The organism is Flavobacteriales bacterium (genome assembly GCA_016712535.1).
Taxonomy (GTDB): Bacteria; Bacteroidota; Bacteroidia; order Flavobacteriales_F; family PHOS-HE28; genus PHOS-HE28.
In genome coordinates, this window is the sequence record JADJQW010000003.1 from 250,157 (window position 1) to 262,500 (window position 12,344).

The window sequence follows — 12,344 nt, forward strand, 5'->3', positions numbered from 1 at the left end:
GCATCAGCGCTTCTCGATCTCCAGTACGATGGCCAGCGCGTTCGAACTTGCATCCGCCTTGGCACCGATCGTTTCCCCATCGGCATAAGCCGGCTGGTCCGCGCTGAGCAGTTCACTGGCGAGCACATCAACAAGCCGTGCATCAAGGCCGCTGGCGCCGTTCTCATTCATGCGCTTGGTGATCGCCGGGTAATCGAACGGCTGGTTGCTCACTAAAATCGCCATGACGTCCATGCTGCCCGCCTCATCGGCGGTGAGGCTATGGTCCTTGGGGAACTGGCGCATGCCGGTGGTGCCGCAATAAGGGCTGTGCTTGGGCGTATAGGGGAAGAGCGTGTAGGTGCTGCCGTCGGTCTCTTCGCCGAAGAGGTAGGTGTAGCACTCCTGGTTGTTGGTCACTTCGATCTTGAATCGAGTGCCCTTCGGGATAGGTGAGCTGGTGCGGAAAACGCGCCCGCCACGATGCTCCAGCGCGATGTATGCACCGGTGGCGATCCCTTCGTCATTCACAACGGCCAGACCGAAGCGGATGTCGAATCGGTCAGGCTTCGCCTCCGCGCTCTCGCCCATGGGATAGACCGCAAAGGCCTCTTTGGTGAAGTAGTCGAAGGCATCGTAGGGCACCCACGCGATGCCGTTCTTGCCCCATTCAGGCCCCCAGCTGTTCATGATCTGGAAGGCGCCCGGTGCGTTGGGGCCTTGCTTGAAATCGTCGTAGCCGATCACGCACATGGCATGGCCGCCGAAGCCCTGCATGCGCGTGTCCTGCTGCGTGGGTTGCCACAGGTCGCGGCCCTCCATGCCTTGCATGAAACTGCCGCCCACCATCATGCCGATCACGATGGGAGAGCCCTGGGCGAGGTACTGCTTCATGGCCAGCAGGTCCACGCCGCTCTGCGGATCCGCGCTGCGGCTGAGGCGCTGGGAGCCCTTGATCCGGTAGCGAGCGGCTTGCTGCTCCAGCCCTTGGTCCGGCCGCTCGTTGCAGCTCTGATCCGTGTAAGCGAAGGCGCTGTAAGGCACGGCGCCGCGCTTCAGCATATCGTCCATGGCGCGGTTGAGATAGCTGCCCTGGCAATCGCTGTTCTCGATCTTGATGCGGTTGTACATGAAGCTCGGGCTGAAGGCTGATGCCTTGCTCGGCGCCGCTTCCGTAGCCTGATTGTGGATGATGCTGCGCGCGGCGTAGGCACTGGCCCATGCCACACAGCTCCCTTGCTGCCCTTGGTTCAGGCGCGGCGGTGCGAAGCGCTCGAGCGAGACGCGCTCCGGCAGCGGGTTCTTCACATTGTCCGCGAGCGGCTCATGCACTTCCGCCTTGTCGTACTCGGCGGGATCGAGCGTGGCGCCGCGCGTGAGCTGGGAGAGCAGGTCGCCGCTGCCTTGCTGCTGCATCATTCCGCCGCAGCCATCGAGGCCGCCCACGAGCCAGAGTATCCCCATGATCACCGCGCCGATGAGAAGCAGCTTGGGGTTGCGGAAAAGCAAGGGCAGCAGGGCGCCGATCAATCCGCCGCCGATCCCGCCAGTTCCACCGCCACCGCCCCTGCGAGGGCCGTAACTGGGTATGTTGCTGCGCGAGTTGCCGCCGCTGGGACGGTCGGGGGTCATGCGGATGGGCATGGGGGGCAAGGGCGTTTGATCCGCCGAAAGTAGCCGGGCGATGCGCATCTACTTTTACCGCGATGACGATCCATCGACTGCCCTATGCAGCCACGCAACGCTTCGCGCCACTCGTGCTGGATCACGCGGCAGGTGATGGATTCCTTCGCGCTTTCCAGGAGTTCCCTGCCACGCGCGAGGGCCTTTCGGCCGCGGCGAAGGCCCGTCGCTTCGATCCCGCTGCGCGTTCGGCGCTCGTGGCCGCGCTGCGCAAGCAGTACGCGGGCATCGACATCAGCGGCCTGGTCTCCACGAATATCGACCGGCTCGCGCAAGCGGATACCCTCACCATCACCACCGGCCATCAACTCTGCCTCTTCCTCGGTCCGCTCTATGTCCCATTCAAACTGCTGAACGCGATTCGCCTTGCCCAAGAGGCGGAATCAATGCTAGGCAGGGCGGTCGTGCCCATCTTCTGGATGGCGAGCGAGGATCACGACCGTGCGGAGATCGATCATGCCTGGTTCGGAGAGCGGAAGCTGCACTGGCCGGGGCCTGCGCACGGCGCTGTCGGCCGGTTGGAATTGAAGGGCATCGGGCCTGTTGTGGATGAAGCCTGCTTGTTGCTGGGCTCAGGTCCTGAAGCCGGTTCGTTGTGCGAGTTGCTGCGCACCTGTTACCGCGAAGGCCGCACCTTGACCGAAGCGACGAGGCGCTTCGCGCATGCGCTCTTCGGCCGTTTCGGGCTGGTGATCATCGATGGCGATGACCGTGCGCTCAAGCAGCTCTTCGTGCCGGTGATGCGGGAAGAGATCCTGAACGGGATCGCCAAGCGCTCGGTGGACTACGCTGACGCGCAACTGAAGGAGCGCTATGCGCCGCAGGCCCATGCACGGGACATCAACCTTTTCCATCTCCGGCCGGGCCATCGTTCGCGGATCGAAGCAGCTGCCGATGCTTTCCAGGTGCTCGATGGAGGACCGCGCTTCACCGCGGAAGAGCTCATGCTCGACCTTGAGCTCCGCCCGCAGGACTACTCGCCCAATGTGCTGTTGCGGCCTGTTTATCAGGAGACCGTGCTCCCGAACATCGCATATATCGGTGGTGGCGGTGAGGTAGCGTATTGGATGCAATTGAAATGGCTCTTCCACGCCGTGCGCGTGCCCATGCCGGCCGTGCTGCTGCGCACGAGTGCCGCTTTGCTCTCCGCGAAAGCGGATCGGCTCAGGGCTGATCTCGAACTCGATCTCGGCGGATTGTTCCAGCCGGACCATGAGTTGCGCACGGCCCTGGCCAGGGCAGCCGCTGGAGCGGATGCCCTGCTCACGCCAGAGGCCGCTTCGCTCCAATTGATCGCCGATGCCATGCATCGCAAGGCGATGCAGGCGGATCCAACGCTCAGGAAGAGCGCTGGATCCGCGCATGTGCGCATGCAACGGGCGCTTGAGGGGTTGCAGGCCAGGATCGACCGTGCGCTCAGGCGCAAGGAGGCGATTCAGCTGCAGCGGCTCGATCGCATCCTAGCGGAGCTCTTCCCCGCAGGCGCATTGCAGGAGCGCCGGTTGAGCGCGCTGCCGTTCATCGCGCAGCGCGGCCCTGTTGTTCTGGATGAGTGGATGAATGCCCTCGACCCGCTCGATCCGCGCTTCACGGTGCTGGTTGAAGGGTGAAGGTCGAGTCGTTCGCCCGAACAGCTGCTGAATCACTGTTCATCGGCTGTTCCAAAGGCACCGGATCTCCAAGATAGCGCGGACCGGTCCCGGCCATCAGGTCGATGAAGACCTTCACGCGGGCAAGACGCTCCCTGATCCAAACGCGCACGCCGCGCGGCGTGCCCGGGTCTTTGGCGTTGTAGCCCACGGCCTCAATGCCCATGCGCCTGGCGAGATAGACCGCGCGTTCGTTATGGAAGCGCTGGCTGATCACGGTGAAGCGCTGCTGACCGAAGACCTCTCTCGCGCGAACCACCGAATCGAGGGTGCGGAATCCGGCGAAGTCGAGCACGATGCGGGAGCTATCGATGCCGGCGGCCATCAAGGCGCGACGCATCTCGCGCGGCTCGTTGTAGCTGAGCGTGCCGTTGTCGCCGCTCACGAGCAGGTAGCGCACCTTGCCCGCGCGGAAGAGATCGGCTGCTGCGGTGATGCGGTGGTTGAAATAGGGATTGCCGCCGCCTCCGCGCCCGCGGTGCGTGGTGCCCAGCACGAGGCCCACCTCGTTCAAGGGAACGTGATCAACGGAATCGAACAGATGCCCTCGGGCTTCGCCGCGCACCACGCGGTCGCATACCGCAAGGAGCGCAACGCCCAGGCCGATGATCACGAGGATGGTGAACGGCCAGCGACGCGGAATCCTTGCTCGGCGGAACGGCATGTGGGTCCAACGCTCCAGGCGCAGCACGGATTGCATCACGGCATCACACGGCCCAGCAAGTCGATGCCGGTGTAGTTGCGGGGAGTGAGCGCGCGCAGTCGCGCCTTCACGTCTTCTGCCGCATCGAGGCCGTCAATGAAGGCGCGCATGTCCGCTGCGGTGACCCGCTCCTTGCCCCGAGTGAGTTCCTTTAGGCGCTCGTAGGGTTGGGGGTAGCCGGCTCGCCGCAGGATGGTCTGCACGCCTTCGGCGATGACCGGCCATTGGGCATCGAGGTCGCGCGCGATGGCTTCTTCGTTCAGGAGCAGTTTGCCGAGTCCCTTGCGGATGCTGTCGATGGCGAGCATGGTATGGGCCATGGGCACACCGATGTTCCGTGTCACCGTGCTATCGGTAAGGTCTCGCTGCAGGCGGCTGATGGGCAGCTTCTCACTGAGGTGCCCGAAGAGCGCATTGGCCAGGCCTAGGTTCCCTTCAGCATTCTCGAAGTCGATGGGATTCACCTTGTGCGGCATGGCGCTGCTTCCGATCTCCCCTGCCTTCGTGCGCTGACGGAAGTAATCGAGGCTCACGTACTGCCACACGTCGCGGCAGAGGTCCGTAAGGATGGTGTTCACGCGGCGCATCGCGTCGAAGAGCGCTGCGAGGTGGTCGTAGTGCTCGATCTGCGTGGTGAACTGCTGGCGCTTCAGGCTCAACCGCTTCTCCAGGAATTCATCGGCGCGCGCCACCCAATCGATCTCCGGATAGGCTGCGTGATGCGCGTTGAAGTTGCCGGTGGCGCCACCGAATTTCCCGCTGAAGGGGACATCGTTCAACAAGCGCAGCTGATGATCGATGCGCTCCACGAAGACTTGCAGCTCTTTTCCCAGCCGGGTCGGGGATGCAGGCTGGCCATGGGTGCGTGCGAGCATGGGCACCTGCGACCATTCGAGCGCGAGGCCATGCAGCGCATCGCGCACAGCGGTGATCGCCGGCAGGTATCCCTGCCGGAGGAAGTCCATCAGCATCATCGGCAGGGCCGTGTTGTTGATGTCCTGGCTGGTGAGGGCGAAGTGAACGAACTCCTTCTGTGCGCCGAGGCCGGCTTCGTCGATCCGTTCCTTCAGGAAGTACTCCACTGCTTTCACATCGTGGTTGGTCACCTTCTCGATGTCCTTGATGCGCTGGGCATCGCTGGTGCTCAGGTTGGCCACGCGCTCCTGCACGGGCTTCAATTTGGCGAGTGAGGTGCCTGCCAATTCGGGCAAGGGAAGCTCGCACAGGAAGGCGAAGTACTCGAGTTCGACGCGCAATCGGTAGCGCATCAGGGCTTGCTCGCTGAACCATTGCGCCAGTTGGCGGGTGCGGTCGCGGTAGCGGCCATCGATGGGGGAGATGGCGGTGAGAGGGTCCAGTTCCATGGAAAAGGTCCCGAAGGTAGCGCCGGTGCTCAGCCGCTCAGGTCTTCTGCTTGCGCTTTCGCGCCGCAGGGAAGAGGATGTTGTTCAGGATGAGCCGATAGCCCGAGGAGTTCGGGTGCAGGCTCAGGTCGGTGGGCGGGTCGCCGACCATGTGCTGATAATCCTCCGGGTCATGGCCTCCGTAATACGTCCATTGCCCCAACGCGAATTCACCGTGGATGTACTTCACGGTGCCTTGCGCCTTGTTCTCACCCATCACGGTGATGCCTGGCTTCACGAGATCCTTGCGGAAGGCCGTGGTCTGTCCCATGAAACCGCGCACCACCTGCTCATGGCTCTGGCAGAGCATGGTGGGGACGATGTCCCACTTGGCGCTGAAGTCGAAGAGGGTGAAGAAATCGCGGGGCTGGCCGATTCGCCCGTGGATATCGGTGGCGTCTATGTCGCTGAACTCATAGATCATCGGGTCTGTGATGAGCTTGAAGTCGCGGAAGGCGAGGCTCCGATGGAAATCGATCTTGCTCTGGCAGGCGGGGTCGATGGGGTCGTGATCGAACTCTGAGGCGCATATATCGACGCCTTCCGCGGCAAGGGCGATATCGTAGCTGTCGGTGCCGGAGCACATGGTGAAGAGGTAGCCGCCTCCGGCAACGTAGTCGCGGATCTTCAGGGCCACGCCGAGCTTCATCTGGCTCACCTTCGCGAAGCCGAGCTGGGCAGCCATGGCCTCGCTCTCCTCCACTTGCGCCCGGTACCAGGGCGCGTTGCTGTAGCTGCCGTAGAACTTGCCGTACTGGCCGGTGAAGTCCTCGTGATGCAGGTGCAGCCAATCATATTTCGGCAGGACGCCAGCGATAACCTGCGGATCGTAGATGCGCTCGTAAGGGATCTCGGCATACTTCATCACTAACGCCACAACGTCGTCCCACGGCTGAAAGCCCTCCGGAGCATACACGGCGATCTTGGGCGCCTTCTCGAGCTTCACGGCCTCCATGTTCACCTCAGGGTCGGCGATCTCATTGAGGATCGCGATGGCTTGGGCGTCGGCGATCACCTGGAAGGTGACGCCCCGCACCTTGAGCTCTTGCTCGATCACCTGGAAATGCTCGATGAGGAAGCTGCCTCCGCGGTAGTTGAGCAGCCATTCCACCGGCACATCGCGTTGGAGGGTCCAATACGCGACACCATAGGCCTTCAAGTGGTCGCGCTGCGAGTCATCCATAGGGATGAGAAGCTTGGTGGCCAGCGCCGGAAGCGCAAGGGCCAAGGCGAGCAGGAGCGCGGTTGGCCTGCTAGAAAGGAGCGTCCTGATCGTCGTTGCCGAAATCATCGTTCATGCGGCTGGGCCGGGTAACGGTGCGGAATGCGCCGCCGTCCGATCCCGTGCCATCAACGGCGAAGTTACCCGGCATGGTGTCCAAGTCGGCGAACTTGGCGAGTTCAGGGATGAAGCGCAGGCGCACGGTATCGAGCGCGCCATTGCGGTGCTTGGCCACGATCACCTCGCCGATGCCCATGGTGCTGCCGTGCTCATCCTCATAGATCTTGTAGTACTCGGGGCGGTACAGGAAGCACACGATGTCGGCGTCCTGCTCAATGGCGCCCGATTCGCGCAGGTCGCTGAGCATGGGGCGCTTGTCGCCGCCCCGTGTTTCAACCGCCCTGCTCAGCTGCGAGAGGGCGATGATGGGGATATCAAGCTCCTTGGCGATGCTCTTGATGCTGCGGCTGATGCTGCTGATCTCCTGCTCACGGTTGCCGCCACGGTTGTCGCCCCCGCCGGTCATGAGCTGCAGGTAGTCGATGATGATGAGGTCGACATTGTGCTGGCTCTTGAGGCGGCGTGCCTTGGCGCGCAGCTCGAAGATGTTGAGGGCAGGCGTGTCGTCGATGTAGATCGGCGCGTTGGTGAGGCGCGCGATGTGCTGGTGAAGGATGGCGAATTCCTGATCGTTCAGCTCGCCTTTGCGGAGCTTCTCGCTGCTGATGCCGGCTTCGCTGGCGATCAGACGGGTGACGAGCTGCGTGCTGCTCATCTCCAGGCTGAACACGGCCACGGCCTTCTTATGCTCCACAGCGATGTTGCGCGCCATGCTGAGGACGAAAGCGGTTTTTCCCATGGCCGGCCTGGCCGCCACGATCACCATGTCGCTGCGCTGCCAGCCGGCGGTGAGCTTGTCGAGGTTGGTGAAACCGGTGGGCACGCCGCTCACGCCCCCGGTCTTGCTCTTGGCATTCTCAATGTTCGCGATGGCGTCCTGGATCAGGTCGCTCATCGGCTCATAGTTCCGCTTGAGGTTGCCGCTGGTGATGGCGTAGAGGTCCTGTTCGGCCTTGTCGAGCAGGTCGAAGACATCGGCGCTGTCGTCGTAGGCATCGCGCGTGGTATCGGCACTGATGCGGATGAGCTCGCGCAGGATGTGCTTCTGGCTGATGATGCGCGCGTGATACTCGACATTGGCGCTGCTGGCCACCTTGCTGGTGAGCTGGCTGATGTAGAAAGCGCCGCCCACCGCATCGAGCTCCCCGCGCTTCTTGAGCTCTTCGGTGACCGTGAGGATGTCTATGGGCTGATCGTTCCGGAACAGTTCCAGGATCGCGTTGAAGATGCGCTTGTGCGCTTCCACATAGAAGCTCTCCGCCTGCAGGATGTCAATGGCCTCATTCACCGCGTTGCGCTCCAGCATGAGCGCGCCGAGTACGGCCTGCTCAAGCTCGGGTGCCTGTGGCGGCAGTTTGCCAGCTTCCAGCGCGGAGGCCAGCAGGGCGGAGGACGAATCGCGTCTTGGGCCACCACGCAATCGGCCTTGCGTGCGCGAAGGTGAGAGGTCGGCCATGGTCCTGTATGTTGACGCTTGGGAGAGGAGCCGCGCCGTCGAGGTCGCGTCCCACGCCTGGGCGGAAGGGCGTCAAAAGTAGCCGCGGTGACCACCCTTGGCGGGTGAAGTATCAACACTGATCCGCCATTGGATCAACATTCCAGGCTGTTGAGAATTTCTTTCACGCATCCGCTCCGCGCAGCCAGCCGGTATCTTGCGGGCATGCGCTATCAACAATGCATGGTGCTGGCGGCTTGCGCAGCGGTACTGGCATCAGGATGCCGCAAGGACAAGGACTCCAGCCCGCCGACCGTTCGCATCACCAGCCCTGGTGCCGGTTTCAGCGTGGGCATTCCGGATACGCTCACAGTGGGCCTGTCAGTGAGCGATGACATTGGTGTGCAAAGCGTCTCCGTGCTGCTGGCAGATGTGGACGGAGTGCCCGTGACCCCTTCCGTCACGGTCACCATCGGTGCGCTATCCCGTGAGTTCAGCATCGATCTACCGCTGCTCAGCGAGCGGATTGAGTCGGGCCCCTGCATCATTACCGCCATCGCCAGCGACGGCACGAACGATGCACGCGATTTCGTGAGCATCACCGTGCAGGCCGCACCATTGCGCGTGCGGTCCATGTTCCTGGTGCCGCTTGCCACAGGCCCACCACCGTGCATCATCACTCGGATCGACAGCATCGGCGGAGCTTCTGTTTTCGCCGGCCTTTCGGAATTCTCAGGTGCCGCCGTCGGCCTCGACCACCTCTTCACGGCGGGCACTGCGGCCGCCCCGTTGGAGCGCAGGCGGATCTCCACGGGTGCCATGAGTCCGATCATGCCCAATCCAGGGCTCTGGCCGCAGTACTTCACCTGTTTGTCCCGCGATATGCAAGCTGACCGGATTTTCGCCTGCGGCGCTGATGGCGTGGTGCGCGGCTTCACATTGGATGGTGCGGCGGCTTTCACGGCCGCACTTCCAGTTGGATGCGCAGGCGATGCGGTTGCGACCATCGGTGATGCTGTGGTTTGCGCTGCATTCGACCAGGTCGCTCAGCAGAGCTCGTTGGTGCGCATGGGCGGCTCATCGGGCGCGGTGCTCGCCCAGTTCAGTTCCGATGCGCGGGCTGTAGCGCTCTTCGCGGTCGATGCCCAGCGCTTCCTGCTCTTCGGAAACACGGCTGCGGGCGGTGTGATCCAGGAGGTGAGCGCAACGCTCGGCGGAGCCTTCACCATGAGAGTCTTCCCCGGTGACGAGATGCGTTGTGCAGCGCGCGTGGATGGCGGGCTCTATGCGGTCGGCCTCGCCAGTGGCATTCATCGCTTCGATTATCCATCAGCAGCGGCAACGCCCATCCTGCCAGGACTCCCGGCGCATGGGCTAACCTTCGACCCCGTTAGCGGTGCGGTGCTCGCCGCAACCGGGAACACCGCCATCGCGTTTGATCCATTGCTCGGCACCATTGTGAGCACACTGCCGGCCCCGCACCCCATCAGCCAAGTGCTGCTGCAGTTGAACCGCTAGGCCTTGGCCTTTTTCTGGCCTTTGGCCTTCAGCACAACGCCCATGTTGCAGAACTTGGCGATGCGCCGTTCAACGAGCTTCTCGGGTGAGACTTTCAGGAGCTTGTCGAGCTGCTTGTTCACCTCGGCTTTCACCAAGCGGCAGGCCTCATCAATATCGGCGTGAGCGCCCCCAAGAGGCTCTTTCACGATGCCATCAATAAGCTTGTTCGCGAGCATGTCCTCCGCTGTGAGTTTCAACGCTCGGGCCGCTTGCTCCTTGAAATCCCAGCTCCGCCAGAGGATCGAGCTGCACGATTCAGGTGAGATCACGCTGTACCAGGTGTTCTCGAGCATGAGCACCTTGTCCCCTACACCAATGCCCAGCGCGCCGCCGCTCGCGCCTTCACCGATGATCACGCAGATCACCGGCACGCGCAGCTGCACCATCTCGAAGAGGTTGCGGGCGATGGCTTCTCCCTGCCCTCGCTCTTCGGCCTCCAGCCCAGGGAAGGCGCCTGGGGTATCAATGAACGTGACCACTGGTTTGTTGAACTTCTCTGCGAGCTTCATCAGGCGAAGCGCTTTCCGGTAGCCCTCCGGGTTGGCCATGCCGAAGTTCCGGTACTGCCGCATCTTGGTATTGATGCCCTTCTGTTGGCCGATGAACATCACCGTCCGGCCGTTCATGAGCCCGAAGCCGCCGACCATGGCCTTGTCATCCTTCACGGTGCGGTCCCCGTGCAGCTCAATGAAACTGCCGTCGGAAAGGTGGTCGATGTATTTCAACGTGTACGGCCGATCCGGGTGCCGGCTGACCTGCACGCGCTCCCATGGCGTGAGTTTGGCGTAGATCGACTGTTGCGTCTCCCGCAGCTTCTTCTCCAGGTCCTTCAGCGTGGCGGTCACATCCACATTGCCTTGTGCGGATACCTCTCTCAGCTTATCCATCTGCTCGATGATATGCTGAATGGGTTTCTCGAATTCGAGGAATGTCTCCATGCGCTCAGGCTTTGGGCGGACGAAGGTAGAAGGATGGTCGGATGGGGCTCATGCGCCACGGGTACCTTCGGACCGACTTCCAGCAAGGCATGATCGTTTTCCCTCAAGCTAAGGTGAACCTGGGCCTGAACGTGGTTCGTAAGCGCCCGGATGGCTATCACGACATCGAGAGCGTGCTTGTGCCGATTCCGCTCTGCGATGCCTTGGAGGCAATCGCCGACAAGAGCGTCGGTCCTGGAGGTCTTCGTTTCGGGCGCTCAGGTGTGCCTTTAGCAGGTGATGCACGGAATGATCTTGTTGTTCGTGCACATGCGTTGGTGGCTGAGCGCCGTTCGTTGCCCGGGCTCAGGATGCATCTGCATAAACGGATTCCGGCTGGTGCAGGCTTGGGAGGCGGCAGCAGCGATGGAACCAATGCGCTGTTGTTGATGGACAAGCTTCTCGGTCTTGCCCTTACGGGCGAAGAGATGCTGGAAATGGCCACAGCCCTGGGCAGCGACTGCCCATTCTTCTTGAACAATCGAGCGCAATTGGCCATGGGCCGGGGCGAGCTGCTGACCCCGGTCTCAGTCGAATTCCGGCGGCACTGGATCTACTTGGTGAATCCTGGCATCCACGTTCCAACTGGCGAAGCGTTCTCGATGATCACACCCACCGGGAAATCTGCGCACCTCGATGAAGCGATTCAGAACAGGCCGATGAGCGAGTGGCGTTCCTCAGCTCCGAACACCATGGAGGAGGTTGTAAGCCGCAAGCATCCGGAGATCGCCTTCGCCATCGATCGCCTGCTCAGGGCAGGTGCGATGCATGCGGCCATGAGCGGCTCTGGCTCTACAGTATTCGGCATTTTCGGCAACCGGCCGGCTTTGTTGGAATGGCCGGTCAATTTCAGCGCGTGGGTGCTATCTCTAGGGGAGTAATCCGGGCAGGAGGTCTTGCAGTTCACGCGCATCGTGCGGCTTCGCTTGGATGCGCCCCTCGCGGCTGAGCACCACGAACCAGGGGGTAGCGCGCACGGCGAAAGCCTTGGCAGCCGGAGATCCCCATCCGCGCAGCTCTGAATAGCAAGGGAAGAGCAGGCCTCGCTCGGCTATGTTCGAGCGGAATTCAGCCTCATCATCGTCGATGGCTATGCCGATGATGTTCAGCCCTTTGCCATTGAAGCGGGTGAAGAGCTCATTGAGCAATGGCATCTGCTCGTGGCAATGGTCGCAAGTGCTTGAGTAGAAGAAAAGCGCCGTGCAGGGGTAGGGCTGCACCAGCGCGGAAAGTTCATCCGTGTGGCCATGGATAGGGGAGGGCAGCTCCACATTGGGGGCGCTTGAACCGATCGCCACCTTGAGTTGAGCGGCCACAAGACCAATCAATCGGCTATCCGGGGGCGCGATCGTAAATGGCCCGGTCACGTAACGGTCAACCAAGTGCTGCACAACTTCCTCCGGCCCATACGTGGCGAATAGATCCACGAGCTGCCAGCGTGCGAAGGACCAGCATGCAGTATCCAAGGAGGCCCATGCCAGAATTGAATCCGAAGCAGCTGCGAGCGTGTATGGTGCAGCTGGAGTCGCAGCTTGAAGTATGGCCATGATGGCTTTGGAGTAGACCGTGCATCTGGTCAGGGAAGCGTCTCTCCAGTCCATTGCATCGCGGAT

The 12,344-nt window shown here is 62.2% G+C and carries 10 protein-coding genes (1 of these 10 cut by a window edge); 3 read left to right on the forward strand and 7 right to left on the reverse strand.

The features are described from left to right. Nucleotides 1–3 precede the first annotated feature (3 nt). Complete coding sequence (locus IPK70_11225; GenBank protein ID MBK8227734.1) at nucleotides 4–1,623, reverse strand: peptidase C1; 1,620 nt, start codon at nucleotides 1,621–1,623, stop codon at nucleotides 4–6. A 62-nt stretch (nucleotides 1,624–1,685) separates the two neighbouring features. Between IPK70_11225 and bshC the strand changes: the two genes are divergently transcribed. Further along, complete coding sequence (gene bshC / locus IPK70_11230) at nucleotides 1,686–3,272, forward strand: bacillithiol biosynthesis cysteine-adding enzyme BshC (protein MBK8227735.1); 1,587 nt, start codon at nucleotides 1,686–1,688, stop codon at nucleotides 3,270–3,272. Here bshC and IPK70_11235 read toward each other — a convergent pair. Genes IPK70_11235 through dnaB form a run of 4 tightly spaced genes read right to left on the reverse strand, consistent with a single transcriptional unit; the run spans nucleotide 3,250 to nucleotide 8,215 of the window. Beyond that, nucleotides 3,250–3,954, reverse strand: a complete 705-nt coding sequence (locus tag IPK70_11235) for a YdcF family protein (protein MBK8227736.1) — start codon at nucleotides 3,952–3,954, stop codon at nucleotides 3,250–3,252. The two genes, bshC and IPK70_11235, sit on opposite strands and share 23 nt — an antisense overlap. 56 nt (nucleotides 3,955–4,010) lie before the next feature. Beyond that, nucleotides 4,011–5,378: an adenylosuccinate lyase gene (purB, locus tag IPK70_11240; GenBank protein MBK8227737.1), complete on the reverse strand. Its 1,368-nt coding sequence runs from the start codon at nucleotides 5,376–5,378 to the stop codon at nucleotides 4,011–4,013. A gap of 37 nt (nucleotides 5,379–5,415) precedes the next feature. Next, on the reverse strand, nucleotides 5,416–6,654 hold the full coding sequence (locus IPK70_11245) for an asparagine synthetase B (GenBank protein MBK8227738.1): 1,239 nt from the start codon (nucleotides 6,652–6,654) through the stop codon (nucleotides 5,416–5,418). A 16-nt stretch (nucleotides 6,655–6,670) separates the two neighbouring features. Further along, the gene (gene dnaB, locus IPK70_11250) at nucleotides 6,671–8,215 is read right to left on the reverse strand and encodes a replicative DNA helicase (GenBank protein ID MBK8227739.1); all 1,545 of its coding nucleotides are present in this window, start codon (nucleotides 8,213–8,215) and stop codon (nucleotides 6,671–6,673) included. Nucleotides 8,216–8,419: 204 nt separating this feature from the next. Between dnaB and IPK70_11255 the strand changes: the two genes are divergently transcribed. Next, nucleotides 8,420–9,712: a hypothetical protein gene (locus tag IPK70_11255; protein ID MBK8227740.1), complete on the forward strand. Its 1,293-nt coding sequence runs from the start codon at nucleotides 8,420–8,422 to the stop codon at nucleotides 9,710–9,712. On the opposite strand, the gene IPK70_11260 is transcribed toward IPK70_11255, so the two are convergent. Further along, nucleotides 9,709–10,692: an acetyl-CoA carboxylase carboxyltransferase subunit alpha gene (locus IPK70_11260; GenBank protein ID MBK8227741.1), complete on the reverse strand. Its 984-nt coding sequence runs from the start codon at nucleotides 10,690–10,692 to the stop codon at nucleotides 9,709–9,711. The two genes, IPK70_11255 and IPK70_11260, sit on opposite strands and share 4 nt — an antisense overlap. A gap of 50 nt (nucleotides 10,693–10,742) precedes the next feature. On the opposite strand from IPK70_11260, the gene ispE reads away from it, so the two are divergent. Continuing rightward, the gene (gene ispE / locus IPK70_11265) at nucleotides 10,743–11,612 is read left to right on the forward strand and encodes a 4-(cytidine 5'-diphospho)-2-C-methyl-D-erythritol kinase (GenBank protein MBK8227742.1); all 870 of its coding nucleotides are present in this window, start codon (nucleotides 10,743–10,745) and stop codon (nucleotides 11,610–11,612) included. Here ispE and IPK70_11270 read toward each other — a convergent pair. After that, nucleotides 11,601–12,344 carry the 3' portion of a TlpA family protein disulfide reductase gene (locus tag IPK70_11270; GenBank protein MBK8227743.1) on the reverse strand. 630 nt of this gene lie beyond the right edge of the window, so the window shows 744 of its 1,374 coding nt (coding positions 631–1,374); the start codon falls outside the window, past its right edge — the gene reads right to left on this strand; it ends in the stop codon at nucleotides 11,601–11,603. The two genes, ispE and IPK70_11270, sit on opposite strands and share 12 nt — an antisense overlap.